15 protein-coding genes and 1 pseudogene are annotated in these 14,934 nt (G+C 70.9%); 8 read left to right on the top strand and 8 right to left on the bottom strand.

Annotated features, from left to right (window positions below; translation table 11 throughout):
• Positions 1–92: 92 nt before the first annotated feature.
• Positions 93–758: a TetR/AcrR family transcriptional regulator gene (locus CK206_RS00375; RefSeq protein ID WP_096905175.1), complete on the top strand. Its 666-nt coding sequence runs from the start codon at positions 93–95 to the stop codon at positions 756–758.
• A 36-nt stretch (positions 759–794) separates the two neighbouring features.
• Here the strand turns inward: CK206_RS00375 and CK206_RS00370 are convergent, their stop codons facing one another.
• Positions 795–1,511, bottom strand: coding sequence for a LysR family transcriptional regulator substrate-binding protein (locus CK206_RS00370; protein WP_096905174.1), 717 nt, complete (start codon positions 1,509–1,511; stop codon positions 795–797).
• Positions 1,512–1,542: 31 nt separating this feature from the next.
• Positions 1,543–2,847 (bottom strand): serine hydroxymethyltransferase, encoded by a 1,305-nt coding sequence (glyA, locus tag CK206_RS00365; RefSeq protein ID WP_096905173.1) that lies wholly within the window; start codon positions 2,845–2,847, stop codon positions 1,543–1,545.
• Between the two features lie 133 nt (positions 2,848–2,980).
• Here glyA and coaA point away from each other — a divergent pair, with 133 nt between their 5' ends.
• Positions 2,981–3,913: a type I pantothenate kinase gene (coaA, locus tag CK206_RS00360; RefSeq protein ID WP_096905172.1), complete on the top strand. Its 933-nt coding sequence runs from the start codon at positions 2,981–2,983 to the stop codon at positions 3,911–3,913.
• On the opposite strand, the pseudogene CK206_RS00355 reads toward coaA, so the two are convergent.
• Positions 3,910–5,002: pseudogene (locus CK206_RS00355) on the bottom strand (tocopherol cyclase family protein). The gene coaA and the pseudogene CK206_RS00355 sit on opposite strands and share 4 nt — an antisense overlap.
• A 37-nt stretch (positions 5,003–5,039) precedes the next feature.
• Here CK206_RS00355 and CK206_RS00350 point away from each other — a divergent pair.
• Together CK206_RS00350 and CK206_RS00345 are read left to right on the top strand one after the other, a co-directional pair.
• A complete protein-coding gene (locus CK206_RS00350) occupies positions 5,040–5,528 on the top strand; it encodes a PH domain-containing protein (protein WP_096905171.1) in 489 nt (162 codons plus the stop codon).
• Positions 5,525–7,153, top strand: coding sequence for a PH domain-containing protein (locus CK206_RS00345; protein WP_096905170.1), 1,629 nt, complete (start codon positions 5,525–5,527; stop codon positions 7,151–7,153). Before CK206_RS00350 ends, CK206_RS00345 begins: the two co-directional genes overlap by 4 nt.
• 42 nt (positions 7,154–7,195) lie before the next feature.
• Here the strand turns inward: CK206_RS00345 and CK206_RS00340 are convergent, their stop codons facing one another.
• From CK206_RS00340 to CK206_RS00330, 3 genes are all read right to left on the bottom strand, one after another.
• Positions 7,196–7,888 carry an MOSC domain-containing protein gene (locus tag CK206_RS00340; protein WP_096905169.1) on the bottom strand — a complete coding sequence of 231 codons (693 nt, stop codon included), beginning with the start codon at positions 7,886–7,888 and terminating at the stop codon, positions 7,196–7,198.
• A complete protein-coding gene (locus CK206_RS00335) occupies positions 7,888–8,655 on the bottom strand; it encodes an isoprenyl transferase (RefSeq protein ID WP_067715669.1) in 768 nt (255 codons plus the stop codon). Before CK206_RS00335 ends, CK206_RS00340 begins: the two co-directional genes overlap by 1 nt.
• A 114-nt stretch (positions 8,656–8,769) precedes the next feature.
• Complete coding sequence (locus CK206_RS00330) at positions 8,770–9,843, bottom strand: 3-deoxy-7-phosphoheptulonate synthase (RefSeq protein ID WP_096905168.1); 1,074 nt, start codon at positions 9,841–9,843, stop codon at positions 8,770–8,772.
• Positions 9,844–10,405: 562 nt separating this feature from the next.
• Between CK206_RS00330 and CK206_RS00325 the strand changes: the two genes are divergently transcribed.
• Together CK206_RS00325 and CK206_RS00320 are read left to right on the top strand one after the other, a co-directional pair.
• Positions 10,406–11,656, top strand: a complete 1,251-nt coding sequence (locus CK206_RS00325; protein ID WP_096905167.1) for an LLM class flavin-dependent oxidoreductase — start codon at positions 10,406–10,408, stop codon at positions 11,654–11,656.
• Positions 11,653–12,354 carry a CE1759 family FMN reductase gene (locus CK206_RS00320; RefSeq protein WP_096905166.1) on the top strand — a complete coding sequence of 234 codons (702 nt, stop codon included), beginning with the start codon at positions 11,653–11,655 and terminating at the stop codon, positions 12,352–12,354. Before CK206_RS00325 ends, CK206_RS00320 begins: the two co-directional genes overlap by 4 nt.
• Before the next feature lie 57 nt (positions 12,355–12,411).
• Here the strand turns inward: CK206_RS00320 and CK206_RS00315 are convergent, their stop codons facing one another.
• Both CK206_RS00315 and mca read right to left on the bottom strand, forming a co-directional pair.
• Positions 12,412–12,738: a hypothetical protein gene (locus CK206_RS00315; RefSeq protein ID WP_067715680.1), complete on the bottom strand. Its 327-nt coding sequence runs from the start codon at positions 12,736–12,738 to the stop codon at positions 12,412–12,414.
• Entirely contained in the window at positions 12,735–13,658 is a 924-nt protein-coding gene (mca, locus tag CK206_RS00310; RefSeq protein ID WP_096905165.1) for a mycothiol conjugate amidase Mca, read from the bottom strand. Before mca ends, CK206_RS00315 begins: the two co-directional genes overlap by 4 nt.
• A 137-nt stretch (positions 13,659–13,795) precedes the next feature.
• Between mca and CK206_RS00305 the strand changes: the two genes are divergently transcribed.
• Positions 13,796–14,254: a DUF4307 domain-containing protein gene (locus CK206_RS00305; protein WP_096905164.1), complete on the top strand. Its 459-nt coding sequence runs from the start codon at positions 13,796–13,798 to the stop codon at positions 14,252–14,254.
• Between the two features lie 147 nt (positions 14,255–14,401).
• The gene (greA, locus tag CK206_RS00300; RefSeq protein WP_067715687.1) at positions 14,402–14,899 is read left to right on the top strand and encodes a transcription elongation factor GreA; all 498 of its coding nucleotides are present in this window, start codon (positions 14,402–14,404) and stop codon (positions 14,897–14,899) included.
• Positions 14,900–14,934: the final 35 nt, after the last annotated feature.

The following is a 14,934-nucleotide window of genomic DNA, read 5'->3' as shown; positions in this document are numbered from 1 at the left end:
GTGCGATCCACCGACCGATCGATCGCTCGGTGTGCCATAGTGTTACCCACACCACAACCGGTGTCAAGCGAAGGGTGGCTAGTGTTGTGACGATGAGTGAGGAGACCGCGACGTTGGAGACCGCGACGTTGGAGGCCGCGTCGTTGGAGGCCGCGACGTTGGCGCAGTGGCGCGAGTTCGGCACCGACGAACTCTCCCCTCCGCTCCGCGCGGCCCTGCAAGTCTTCGCCCGGCACGGTTATCACGGTGCCTCGATCCGGTCGATCGCCGAGGCCGCCGGGCTGTCCGTTCCGGGTCTCTACCACCACTACCGATCGAAGCAGGCCATCCTCGCAGCGGTCGTGGACCAGGCCATGGCGGAGATGCTCACGCACACCCAGGCCGCGGCCGATGACGCCGGCGACCGCATCGTCACCAGGTTCGAGAACGTGGTGGAGTGTCTCGCCCGCTTTCACATGGCGCGGCGTGACCACGCGTTCGTGGCGTCCACCGAGATGCGCAGCATGGACCCGGACGTGCGCGCCCGTCACATCGCGCAGCGCGATGCCCAACAGCAGATGCTCGAGGACGCGATCCGTGCCGGTGTCGACTCCGGGGAGTTCAGCTGCGCCCACCCCGAGGACGCGGCCCGCGCCATCGCCTCGCTGTGCGTGTCGATCGCGTCCTGGTACCGGCCCGACGGGCCGCTGTCGGCCGACGACGTCGTCGCCCGCCACCTCGAGTTCGCCCGCGGGATGGTCGGCGCCGCACGCGGCTGAGATCGACGGCGCCGCATGCGGCTGAGACCCGCCCGGTCAGCGTCTGCGCTGCCCCCGGCCCACCGGCTTGGGCGCCCGCTCGGCGCGGGCCTTCGCCTTGGCTGCGGTTTTCTCCTTCGCGGTCCGCTTCTCGCGTGGGGGCTCACCCGCCCCGCGTGAGGTGCCCGCCCTACGACCCCGCACGATCCCCACGAACTCGTCGATCAACTCGTCGCTCTCCCGCTCAGGTGACCAGGCGATGCCCATCCGGGTCGCGGCGACCCCGTCGACGGGCCGCGCCACCACGTCGCGCCGACTCAGCGCCCGCGCGTACGGCGCCGGCAGAACGAGCAGCCCCACGCCGGCGGCGACGAGGTCCACCGCGGCGGACACCTCGTCGGGCGTCGCCGTGATCGGATTCACCGACTCGACCCACCGCTCCCCCTCGAGGTCAGCGATCCCCAGCGAGTCGAAGGCGGCGAGCTCGTGGTCCTTCTCGGCGAGCACGGCCATCGTCTCGGTGTACAGCGGGACCCGGAGCAGTCCGGCCGGCGCCGAGCGCGGGGCGTCGTCGGGCTCACGGAGGAAGATCACGTCGAAGCCGTCGTCGCCGGCGGAGTCCGCGAGCTCCGCCCGCGGGTCACCGGTGCGTCGGGCCGAGATCGGCACGCGTGGATTGCGCTCGCGCCACCGCGCGAGCCACTTGTCCGGCTGGACACCGGGGACGTAGCCAACACGTAGACGGGGGCCGTTGCCCGTGTTCTCGTCGGTCATCGGCCCCCGCCTGTCGTTTTCTCGACCCGCCTCAGCCCAGGATCTTCCAGTCCTCGAGACCCTCGTACAGCGGCTTCGACGCGGCCAGCGCGGACACGCGCTCGCGCAGGGCGGTGACGTCCGCGCCCGAGCCCCCGGCCAGCGCTGTGCCGATGATGTCCGCGACTTCACGGAAGTCTTCGGCCTCGAACCCGCGGGTGGCCAGGGCGGGCGTGCCGATGCGCAGGCCGGAGGTCACCATCGGCGGACGCGGGTCGAACGGCACCGCGTTGCGGTTCACCGTGATGCCCACCTCGTGGAGGAGGTCCTCGGCCTGCTGGCCGTCGAGCTCGGAGTCACGCAGGTCCACCAGGACGAGGTGCACGTCCGTGCCGCCGGTGAGGACGGAGACGCCGGCGTCCCTGCAATCCTGCGCGGTGAGCCGCTCGGCGAGGATCTGGGCACCCTCGATCGTGCGCTGCTGACGCTCGCGGAACTGCTCGGTCCCGGCGATCTTCATGGCGGTGGCCTTGGCGGCGATCGCGTGCATGAGCGGTCCGCCCTGCTGGCCCGGGAACACCGACGAATTGAGCTTCTTGAACAGCTCGAGGTCATTGGTGAGGATCATGCCGGAGCGCGGCCCGCCGAGCGTCTTGTGGACGGTCGTGGAGACGACGTCGGCGTGCGGGACGGGGCTCGGGTGCAGGCCGGCGGCCACGAGGCCGGCGAAGTGGGCCATGTCCACCCACAGCTTGGCGCCGACCTCGTCGGCGATCTCGCGGAACTTCGCGAAATCCAGGGTCCGCGGGTAGGCCGACCAGCCGGCGATGATGACATCCGGCTTCTCCGCCAGCGCCATCTCGCGGACGGTGTCCATGTTGACCTGCATGGTCTCCGGATCCACCTCGTAGGCGGCGACCTCGTAGAGCTGGCCGGAGAAGTTGAGCTTCATGCCGTGCGTGAGATGCCCGCCGTGGGCGAGCGACAGGCCCATGATCTTGGACCCCGGCGTCGCGAGCGCCATGAGCACCGCGGCATTGGCCTGGGCGCCGGCGTGCGGCTGGACGTTCGCGTACTTGGCGCCGAAGACCTCCTTCGCGCGGTCACGAGCCAGGTTCTCCACCACGTCCACGTGCTCGCAGCCGCCGTAGTAACGGCGACCCGGGTACCCCTCGGCGTACTTGTTCGTGAGCACGGAGCCCTGCGCCTGCAGGACCGAACGCGGCACGAAGTTCTCCGACGCGATCATCTCGAGCGTGTCTCGCTGTCGGGCGAGCTCGCCGGCCATCGCCTCGGCGACCTCCGGATCGAGCTCGGTCAGGGAGGCGGTGAACACGTCGGTGTTCGGGTCGGTCATCGTTGCTCCTCGCACGTGGGCTTTGCACTTCGTACGAATCGTGTGGGGCCACGGCTCGTCTCGTCGTCGTCAGTCTAGTGCCACGCCACCCTGACACCCCCTCCCCCGTGGCCACCTGCCACAATCGGGAACCGTGAGCAGACACGCCGGCGACTACACGCCGTACGTCGAGTTCGACCGTCGGAGCTGGCGGCGCCTGCGGCGTGCGATGCCCATGGTGCTCACCGAACAGGACCTCGAGGGCCTCCGGGGCCTGGGCGAACACCTCGACCTCGACGAGATCGCGGAGATCTACCTGCCACTGAGTCGGCTCATCCACCTGCAGGTATCCGCCAGACAGCGATTGTTCCAGTCGACCAATCTGTTCCTCGGCGAGACCGTGGACGCCCCCATGCCGTTCGTGATCGGCGTGGCCGGATCGGTGGCGGTCGGCAAGTCCACCTCCGCCCGTGTGCTGCGCGCGCTGCTCACCCGCTGGGACTCCCACCCCCGGGTGGACCTCATCACCACCGACGGCTTCCTCCACCCCAACCGCGAACTCCAGCGGCGCGGACTGATGCACCGCAAGGGCTACCCCGAGTCGTACGACCGGCGCGCGCTGCTGCGGTTCGTCACCGAGGTCAAATCCGGCGCCCCGGTCGTGCGCGCGCCGGTGTACTCGCACACCAAGTACGACATCGTGCCCGGCGAGTTCATCGAGGTCCGCCGTCCGGACATCCTCATCGTGGAGGGCCTCAACGTCCTGCAGACGGGTCCGCGCCTCATGGTCTCGGACCTGTTCGACTTCTCGCTCTACGTCGATGCGCGGATCGAGGACATCGAACAGTGGTACGTCGAGCGCTTCCTCGAACTGCGGAGCACGTCGTTCTCCAACCCGAACTCGCACTTCGCGCACTACGCCGACCTGTCCGACAAGGCGGCCCGGCTCGCCGCCCGCGAAATTTGGACGTCGATCAACCGGCCGAACCTGGTGGAGAACATCCTGCCGACCCGGCCGCGCGCGACGCTGGTGCTGCGCAAGAACTCGGACCACTCCATCCAGCGGCTGCGCCTGCGCAAGATCTAGAGCGGCGGCGTGCCCGTCTCCCCCTCCGGGACGCCACGCCGCCGCAGCTCGGCCTCGGCGCGGTCGAGCCCACCGTGTTCGAGAGCGGCCAGGGCGCTGCGGTCGGACCACACCAGCCGCCCGTGCCGGCGCACCTCCACCTCGAGCTCGCCCGCGAGGTGTTCGATCGACCCGGCGGAGTTGCGCTTCTCCGACGGCAGCGGGACCGGCAGCACGTGTGCGGTCCAGGGGCGAACGCCCGCTGATCCGGATCTGCCAGCCGTAACCGCGGCCCTGGAACTCCCACCGCTCGTCGGTCACCTCGGCGCGGACCGGCGAGACGACCGGGTTGCCCAGCCGGACGACCTTCCCGCCGGGCAGTCGCACGACAACTGCAGTCACCTCGGTGCGCAGCGGCCCGGAGTGGATCTGCCCGCCGGCGAACGCCACGCACGTGTTCGGCTCGGAGAACGCCTGCGCCTGCCCCCACCACCACGAGTCCGGGAAGCCTTCGGCGCCCCAGTTCTTCTCGCCGTACACCTCGGCGCCGTCGAACTCCCAGTGCTCGCCGTCGAGTTCGGCCCACCCAGAAGCGCGGCCGCCGAGCAGCCAGGGGTGCCAGTACTGGGTGAGGGCGGGGACGGACTGGAAGATGCTCGAGCCGCCGACGGCGTGGTGCGGCCACTGCACCGGGTCGGTGATGTTCACGTGCAGGCGAGCGCCCTTCCCCATGTCCACGCGGACCCCGTCGGGTCGGTACTCGAACAGTTCGCCGGAGCGGGCGCCGATCCGGTCCGGGTCGGCCCAGCCGTCGGGCGCGGCCATGAGGCGCAGGGTGGACGACGATGACGACAACGAAGAGCCCCCGTCTCCGTCCCGGCGCGATCCACCGGCCTCGATCGGGATGGGCGCCTCGTCGGACGCGAGGCCGAGGGTCGCCCAGTGCCCGTCGGGTCCCCGGTTGACCCCGATGAGGGCGATCACCACGCGCCCGCGCTCGCGATCGGTGACGCGGAGGAAGTACCCCTCCATGGCCACGTCGTGTGCGCGCAGCGGATCGCCGAAGGGCAGGTCTGCGCCGGTCGCCCGGTATCGCCGGAGGAGTCCCATGCGGTTCAGCGTCCCACAACCGGCTTAGGGTGGAGCCGTGAATGCGACGCAACTCGGCCTCCGTCCGCCCAGGGAACGGGTCGATCCACGGTGCCGGCGGTGGTGGACCGCGCAGGTCGCCCTGTTGATGGTCGGGCCGCTGCTCGTACTGGCAACCTCGACGCTGATCGTGGGCCCGTGGATGCTCCTCGCCACCGCCGGGTGGGCGTTGCTGACAGCGGCGGCGCTGGTGGTGGTGCCCCGGGTGCGATGGGCGATCCACCGGTGGGAGGCCACCGACACCGCTGTCTACAGCCGTAGTGGACTGTTCTGGGAGGAGTGGCGGGCGGCTCCCCTGTCGCGCGTCCAGACCGTCGACAAGACCCGCGGCCCGCTCCAACGACAGTTCGGCCTCGCCACCGTCGTGGTCACCACCGCCTCGTCCAAGGGCGCGGTGCGCATCAGCGCCCTCGACGCCACGCAGGCCGAGGAGATGGCCGACCGCCTCACCCTCCTCGCCGAGGACGATCAGCGGGACGCCACATGACCGGCCCGACCGATCCGGGCGGCTCGCTCCACCCCTCCGACCCCGCCCGTCCGGTCGGCCCCGCCGGCGCGGACCACCCCGCCGGAGCAGACCACGACGACTGGCTGCCACTGGACCGTCGGACGATCACCTCCACGACCGTGGTGGTCGCCGCGGCACTCGTCGCCGCGGCGGTGCCGGCGGCGATCGGCATGCTGGTGGGAGGCCTGGGCATCGGCTGGGTACTCCTCTGGACGGTGGGCGGGGTGGTCGTCGGAACCGTCGCCACCGCGATCGCCGAGTCCGCCCGCCTGACGGTGACCCGCTACCGCGTGGACGCCCACCGGATCGAGCGCCGGGTCCGCTTCCTGTCGAGCACCACGTCGTCATTGTCGACGCACCGGGTCCGCAACGTGGAGATCACCGCCGACGTCGTCCAGCGTCGCCTAGGTATCGCCACCCTCAGGCTGGCCAGCGGTGAGACAGACGGATCGAGAATGACGCTGGCCGCCCTCGACCGCGCCGAGGCCGAGCACCTGCGCCGCCGACTGCTGGCCGACCGCGCCGACGCGGACACGCACGAACTCGCCCACCTCGATCCCCGGTGGGTCCGCTACGCCCCGGCCAGCCTCATGACGCCGGTGTTCGGCCTGGTGGGCTTCGGCATCGTGCTCCAGGTGGCCGACTGGTTCAACGCGGTGCCGGCGGTGTTGGAGTGGGTCTGGGACCGCGTCGGCGGGCTGCCGCTGCCGGTCCTCGCCATCGGCGTGGTGGCCCTGACCCTGGCCATCGGCACGGTCGCCGCCACAGTGCTGTTCGTGGAGAACTGGTGGGGCATGCGCCTGGAGCGTCACCGCGACGGTTCTCTCGAGCTGCGCCGAGGCCTGGTCATGGGCCGGCACGCCACATTCGACGGCCGACGCGTCCGCGGCGTGACGCTGCACGAGCCGCCGGGGTTCCGAGCGCTCGGGGCCGCCCGGCTGGACGTGATCGCCACCGGCGTGGGTATCGGCAACGACGAGAACGGCAAGCCCAAACAGAGCCCCGCGCTGGTTCCCGCTTCTCCGCGCGACGTGGCCGCCGGCGTGGCGGCGGAGATGCTGGGGACACCGGTACCGGGTACGGCGGCGGGCACGGCAGCCGTGAGGACGGAGGCCGCGAAGACGGCGGCGGGCACACCGGGGCCGGAGCCGCTGCGCTCCCATCCGCCTGTGGCGCGACGACGACGAGCCGTCCGCGCGGTGGCCGCCACCCTCGCCCTCACCGGGATCGCCCTCGTACCCGCGCTCATGTGGCCGTGGCTCTGGTGGATTCCCGTCACCGTGGCCGCGGTCGGTGGGACGGTCGCCGCGTGGGCTGTGGTCGACAACTACCGCGGACTCGGCCACGCGGTGGGCGGCACGGTGGTCACGGTCCGCAAGGGGTCGCTCCTGCGACGAACCGATGTCCTGTACCGCGACGGGATCCTCGGCTGGAACGTGCGGCGCACCCCGTTCCAGCGCCGGGCCGGGCTGGTGACGCTGGTGGCGACCTCGGCCGGCGGCGGCGGTGCGTTCCGACTGCCGGATGTCGCCGAGGCCGAGGCGCACGAGGTGTGGTCGACCGCCGGCGACGTGTGGGACCACCTGGCCGAGCCACGCGACTGAGCGACTCCGCGGCCGAGCCACCCCGCACGGGCGCAGGCCCGGTCAGTCGGCGTCCACGGGCCTGTCGTCGGTGGCCGGATCCAGCTTCCGGACCAGACTGGGCGCCAGGTCGGAAAGCGCGTACTCGTCGAGGAGCCGCCGGGCCTCGTCGTCGTCGACCCCGGCGAAGACCCGCCCGATCGTGACCCCGTGCGTGGGCACGGCGACCACCCGTATCTCATCCCCGGCCTCGACGGGGCCCGCGGCGAGGACCCGCGCGTACGCGCCCGGGCGCCCGCCCTCTGTGAAGCGCCGCACCCAGCGCGGCTTGCCCACGTGGTGGCCGAAGGTCTGACACGGGATCCGCGGCGTCGTGACCTCCATGCGCAGGCGGCCCACCTCCAGCACGGTGCCGATCTGCAACTGCGAGGTGTCGACCCCCGCCACGCGCAGGTTCTCGCCGAAGTACCCGGGCGGGATCGGGCCGCCGAACTCGGGCTCCCACTGCTCGACGTCGGAGTCCGAGAGCAGGTAGACGGCCTTCCACACCCCGCCGTGATGCTGGCGGTCAGCCTGGACGTCGCCGTGGAGGCCGTACTCGCGCACCTGGACGGGGCCGTCGACGGGCCGCTTGTCGATCGCGGTGACGCCGACCCGGCCGGGCACCTCGAGCAGCTGGTCCACCACGCACACCGCGCGGACGGTGAACACCTCGCCCACGGTGATCGGCGCGCGCTCGGTTTCCGTGCCGGCCATCACTGACCGAACCGACGGTTGCGGGCTCCGTACTCGCGCATCGCCCGGAGGAAGTCCACCCGGCGGAACGCCGGCCAGTACGCCTCGGTGAACCAGATCTCCGAATACGCGCTCTGCCACAGCAGGAAGCCCGAGAGCCGCTGCTCGCCGGAGGTGCGGATCACGAGGTCCGGGTCGGGCTGGCCCGAGGTGTAGAGGTGCTCGCCGATGCCGTCGACGGTGATCGCGTCGACCAGCTCCTGTCCGCTGCAGCCCTTGTCGATCAGCTCCTGGACCAGCTCGCGGGCGGCGTCGGCGATCTCCTGCCGCCCGCCGTACCCCACCGCGACGTTGACCTTGACGCCCGGCCGGCCCCTGCTCACCTGCTCGGCGTGGCGCAGTCGCTCGGCGAGCCAGTCCGGCAGCACCTCGAGACGCCCGACGATCCGGACCTCCCAGTTCTTCCCCGGGCCGGTGATCTCGTCCACCACGTCCGCGATGATCTGCAGCAGTTCATCGAGTTCCTCGGCGTCGCGACCGAGGTTCTCCGTGCTGAGCAGGTAAATGGTGGCAACGTCTACACCGAGGTCGTCACACCACCCCAGCATCTCGGCGATCTTGACCGCGCCCGCCCGGTGACCGTGCGCGACGTCGGTGAACCCCGCCTCGCGTGCCCACCGGCGGTTCCCGTCCGCCATCACGGCGATGTGCCGCGGCAGCCTCGACTCGTCCAACGAGGCGCGGAGGCGCGCTTCGTACAGCGAGTACAGGGGGAAGGAGACGGCCACGCGGAAAGGGTACCGCGCGCCGTCGCCCGCCCAGTGGTGCCCCTCGGGCCGCCGACCCCGGGCCGACCGCACCGGCGACGGGGGCGGCGGCGTGGGCGGCGGGGCCAGCGGCGGTCAGCCCCGTCGGCCCTGTCGGACGGCCGCGGCGAGCGCGCGCAGGCTGTCGGCGGTGGTGTCCCAGCCGATGCACGCGTCCGTCACGGACCGGCCGTACACCAGCTCGTCGGCCTCGACGGACTGGGCGCCGGGCTCGAGGAAGCTCTCGATCATCAGTCCGGAGATGCCCTGCTCCCCCGCGCCGATCCGCTCGGCCAGCTCGGCCACGACCTCGGCCTGACGCTCGTGCGACTTGCCCGAGTTGGCGTGGCTCGCGTCCACCATCACCAGACCGGGCAGGCCGACCTTGCCGACCGCCGCGACGGCCGACGCGACGGACTCGGCGTCGTGGTTGGGTCCACCGGTCCCGCCGCGGAGGATGACGTGGCAGTCGGTGTTGCCGGCGGTCTCCACGACCGCGGCACGCCCGTCGGCGTCGGTGCCGAAGAACACGTGCCGCGCCGCCGACGACCGGCAGCCGTCGACCGCGACCTGGACCTCGCCGTCGGTCCCGTTCTTGAAGCCCACCGGCATCGACAGTCCCGACACCAGCTGACGATGTACCTGGCTCTCCGTGGTGCGGGCGCCGATCGCGCCCCACGAGACGGCGTCGGCGATGTACTGCGGGCTGGTCGGCTCGAGGAACTCGGTCCCCACGGGTAGCCCCAGGTCGAGCACGTCGAGCAGCAGGGTGCGGGCGGTGCGCAGGCCGCGCGGGATGTCGTAGCTCCCGTCGAGCGCGGGGTCGTTGATGAGGCCCTTCCACCCGACGGTGGTCCGGGGCTTCTCGAAGTACACGCGCATCACGATGAGCAGGTCCTCGGCCGTCTCCTCCGCGAGCGCGGCGAGTCGCGCCGCGTAGTCGAGGGCCGCCTCGGTGTCGTGGACCGAACACGGGCCGACCACCACGAGCAGGCGGTCATCGCGCCCGGCGAGCACGTCGGCGACCTCGGCGCGGCTGCGCTCGACCAGCGCCTCGCGGGCCTCGCCCAGCGGGAGCTCGCCGAGGATCTCGGTCGGCGTCGGCAGCGGGGAGTAGGACAGGACTCGCCTGTCGGCGGTCTGGGTGGGGTTCTCGGCGGTGACGGTCACGGCTGTGCACTCCTGGCGATGTGGTCGTGGCGGGCCGGGTGCCGTGATCTCTTCGGTGCCCTGTGTCTCGCGCACCCGGATCCGCCGTCTGGAAAGGCGGAAGGCGGCGACCATGGTGGTCACCGCCTCTGGGCTCCGGGTGTCGAGACGTCCGTCTAGCGGACGCGTGCGCTCGCGGCGCGGGCTCCACCCGGAGCCCACATAAAGCGCCAATAAGCGCGAGCGTTCGACATGCCGGACACGATAGCAGACGGACCCGGGCCGGCCGGAATCGCCTCGCAGCCCTACCCCGACAGCCGCTCCCGCGCCTGGCGTGTCGCCCGCGAGGCTGGCGTGTCGCTCCCGCGCCTGCTCGACCAGGACGCAGCCGCGTCCCGCCATGGCGTCTGGCGTGCACCGCTGCGCAGGCCAGACGCCGTCGCGAGGGGCGGCTGCGGAACCGTCCACACCGGGGCAGGCCGTGCGGACACCCGCCATGTGAGGGGGAATACCGCGCCACGCCCTGTTGTTTGACATGTCAGCAAGTTAGGATGGGGACACCACCAGACGAGAGGCCACCATCATGCAGTTCGGAATCTTCAGCATCGCCGACATCACCCCGGACCCCACCACCGGGCGGATACCCACCGAGCACGAGCGACTGGAGGCGGTCGTCGAGTACGCCACTCTGGCCGAGCAGGTGGGCCTCGACGTCTTCGCGCTGGGTGAACACCACAACCCGCCGTTCGTGACGTCCTCCCCCACCACGACGTTGGGCTACATCGCGGGCAGGACCTCCGAGATCATCCTGTCGACGGCCACCACCCTGATCACCACCAACGACCCGGTGAAGATCGCCGAGGACTACGCCATGCTGCAGCACCTGGCAGGCGGCCGGGTGGACCTGACGATGGGCCGTGGCAACACCGGCCCGGTCTACCCGTGGTTCGGGCAGGACATCCGGCAGGGCCTGCCGATCGCGATCGAGAACTACGAACTGCTCCACCGCCTGTGGCACGAGGACGTCGTGGACTGGGAGGGCAAGTTCCGCACGGCCCTGCAGCAGTTCACCTCGACCCCGCGCCCGCTGGACGGCGTCGCGCCCTTCGTGTGGCACGGCTCGATCCGCTCGCCGCAGATCGCCGAGCAGGCCGCGTTCTACGGAGACGGCTTCTTCCACAACAACATCTTCTGGCCGATCCACCACACCAAGCAGATGGTCGAGCTGTACCGCCGCCGCTACGAGCACTACGGCCACGGCTCGGCGGACCAGGCGATCGTCGGCCTGGGCGGGCAGTTCTTCGCCCGCACCAACAGTCAGGACGCGGTCGACGAGTTCCGCCCCTACTTCGACAACGCCCCGGTCTACGGCCACGGCCCGTCGCTGGAGGACTTCACGGCCCAGACCCCGCTGACCGTCGGCTCGCCGCAGCAGATCATCGACCGATACATGACCATGCGCGAGCACGTGGGCGACTACCAGCGTCAGCTGTTCCTCATCGACCACGCCGGCCTGCCCCGCAAGACCGTTCTCGAGCAGATCGAGATCCTGGGCACCGAGATCGTGCCGACCCTGCGACGGGAACTCGACGCACTGCGCCCGGCCCACGTCCCGGACGGGCCGACCCACGCCGGGCGAGTGGCCGCCCGCGACGCCGACCTGGCCGCCGCCGGCGATCCCACCTATTCCGACGCGTACCGCTTCGGCACCGGCGACAACTGGACGGGCCTCACCGCCGAGGGCGGTCAGCGCGCCCAGGAGCAGTCGCTGGCCCGCGCCCGCCGCAACCAGGCCCGCCTCGCCGAGGCGCCGGCCGGGAAGGACTCCAAGTGACCGACCCCCACAACAGCCACTCCGCCGGGCGGCCGCTCAACCTCGTCGTCGTCGCCGCCGGAACCTCGGTGCCCTCCAGCACCCGGATGCTCGCCGACCAGCTCACCGCCGCGACCCGCGACGCGCTCGCGCGGCACGGCCAGAGGGTCGACGTGACGGTTCTCGAGGCGCGCGAACTGGCGCACGAGGTCGTCGACGCCACCTTCACCAGGTTCCCCGGGGAGAAACTGGCCGCGGCGATCGACGAGATCAACCGGGCGGACGGACTGATCGCGGTGACGCCCATCTACAACCAGTCGTTCTCGGGCCTGTTCAAGTCGCTGTTCGACGTCATCAAACCCGGCACGATCGCCGGCGTGCCGGTGGCGTTGGGCGCGACCGGCGGCACCGCTCGGCACTCGCTGGCGGTCGACTACGCGCTGCGGCCGATGTTCGCCTACCTCAAGGCCGACATCGTGCCCACGACCGTGTTCGCGGCGGCCGAGGACTTCGGCGCCGTGGCCACCGACGGCGACGAGGACTCGCTGCGCGCCCGTACCGCGCGAGTGGGGACCGAACTGTCGGACTACATGCTGCGGTTCGCCGGGGTCACCGCCGGCGCGGTGGCGCCGACGCGCGCGGACTCCGGTCGGGGACGGAAGACCGACGACGACGAGTTCAGCGACTTCGTCCCGATGGGCGACCTCTTGGGCCGCTGAACCGGCGGGCAGGTCCTGCCCCCGGCGGGGTGTGCGGCCCGGCCCCGACGCAGACCGTCAGCGGGGGTCGGGCTGCCCGTCGGTCGACTCCAGGGGCGGGACGGCGCCGCGGTCGGTGCCCTCGTCGGCGAGCTGATCCGGCTCGGGATGCTCAGTGTCGAAGCTCTCTGGCAGGTTCTTGATGTGCTTGTTCATGTTGCGGATGAGCAGCACGGTGGCGATGAGCAACAGCAGGATCACCGGGATACCGATCGGCGATGCCTTGCCGAACTCCGGCCCCACCGGGTTGTCGTTGTACCCGGGCGTACCGGGCGACTGGTTCTGCGCGAGGACCATCGCCGACTGGTACGCCAGGATCTGGACGTCCGGTCCCAGGGTGATCATCGTGGGTCCTCACTCGTGCTCGGGCCGACGGGGAGAGCGACGTACGGGTCGACTCCCTCGAACAGGTCTGTCTCGTATTCTCCCTCACCGAGCTCGGGAAAGCCCACCCGGCTGGCGGCGAGCTCGAACTCCTCGGTGGGCCACACCCGCTGCTGCATCTCCACGGGTGCGGCGAAGAACCAGCCGTTGGGGTCGATCTGGGTGGCGTGGGCCAGCAGTGCCGAGTTGCGCTGCTCGAAGTAGTCAGCGCACTCGACCCGCGTGGTGACCCGCTCCATGATGTCGGGGCGGTCCCCCCAGCGCGACAGGAACTCCTCGAAGTGGCGCACACCGTCGCGGGCGAACAACTCGTCGTCCAGCAACTGGAGGCGACTCTTCGGGAATCCGTGGGTGTAGTAGACCTTGGCGATCGCCCACGGCTCACCGGCGTCCGGATAACGGGCGGGGTCGGCGGCGGCCTCGTACGCGGCCATCGACGCCGAGTGCACCTTCAGGTGATCCGGGTGGGGATATCCACCGTTCTCGTCGTAGGTGATCATCACGTGGGGACGGAACTCCCGGATCCTGCGGACCAGGGACTCGGTGACCTCGTCGTCGTCGGCCAGGGCGAAACATCCCTCCGGCAGGGGTGGCGTGGGGTCACCCTCCGGCAACCCCGAGTCCACATATCCCAGCCAGTGGTGGTCGACACCCAGGATGTCGGCCGCGCGCGCCATCTCACGCACGCGGACGCCCGTCAGGTCCGCGACGATGTCGGGGCGGTCCATCGCGGGGTTGAGGATGTCGCCCCGCTCGCCCCCGGTGCACGTCTCCACCAGCACGTGGACGCCCTCGGCGACGTACCTGGCCATGGTTGCCGACCCCTTTGACGACTCGTCGTCGGGGTGGGCGTGGACCGCCATCAGCCGCAGACCGGCCATCGGGAGCACCTGCCGTTCTTCTCACGTGAGTGGATGACCGCACCATTCTATGGGCGTCGGCCCAGGCGCCGCCCCCGGTGGGGCCCGCCGGCGACCCCCGGCCGTCCCCGCCAGCGTGCCCCGATACCCTGGCTCCCATGAGTGAGCCGAGGTCGGACGTCCCGTCGCAGCCCCCCGTGGGCCCGCCCGCGGACCGATACGCGACCGCCGACCGCGGCTCGAACCTGACCGGCAAGGTCGTCGCCGTCATCCTGGCGCTGCTCGTGGGCGGCCTGGTGATCGCCGGCGTCTACACGATGTGGCGACTCAACCAGACGCCGGACATCACGGGCGAGGCGATCGGAGTGGAGGTCGTCGACGAGTCGCGGGTCGACCTGACGTTCACCGTGACGCGCGAGGAGCCGGGCACGCCCGCCTACTGCATCATCCGGGCCCAGGAGGAGTCCAAGGGCGAACTCGGTCGGCGCGAGGTGTACGTCCCACCGTCGGAGAACACCACGATCCAGATCGACGCGTCCGTCTTCACCACCGCCCGCGCGTTCGCCGCGGACGTCTACGGCTGTGGTGACGACGTCCCCGACTACCTGCGCAGGTAGAGCCGCAGACGGCGCGGCCGTCAGGGCCGCGCGTATCGGCCGGCGGGCCACGGCGCCTGTGTTAGAATCGGCGCTTCAGCACGGCTCCCTTTTTGGCGGGGCCGTGTTTTTCTTACATCACGCACGCGAACAGATTGGAGTGCGCTCATGGCGAACGACACCCAGGTCCACTGGTTGACCCAGGAATCGTACGACCGCCTCATGGCCGAGAAGGAGGCGCTGATCGCCAACCGTCCGGTCATCGCCGCCGAGATCAACGAGCGGCGCGAGGAGGGCGACCTCAAGGAGAACGCCGGCTACCACGCCGCGCGTGAGCAACAGGGCCAGGAGGAGGCCCGTATCCGGACCATCGACGACCTGCTGGCCAACGCCCAGGTCGGCGAGACGCCCACCGAGTCCGGAGTCGCGCTCATCGGCTCCGTCGTCCGCGCCTACTACAACGGCAACGAGGACACCAAGGAGACCTTCCTCATCGGCACCCGCGGCGAGGGTTCCGGCAAGGACGACCTCGAGATCTACTCCCCCGAGTCCCCGCTCGGCAAAGCCGTCCTCGGCGCCAAGAACGGGGAGAGCCGCGAGTACACCGCCCCCAACGGCAAGAAGGTCGCCGTCACCATCGTGACCGCGGAGCCGTACCACAGCTGACCGGCTGAAGACGGGGACCGGTGGTACGTTCTTCA

Origin of the sequence: Dietzia sp. WMMA184 (assembly GCF_002441635.1) — a bacterium.
Taxonomy (GTDB): Bacteria; Actinomycetota; Actinomycetes; order Mycobacteriales; family Mycobacteriaceae; genus Dietzia; species Dietzia kunjamensis.
The sequence above is the reverse complement of the archived record's forward strand: the minus strand, read 5'-3'. Positions and strand labels throughout refer to the sequence as shown.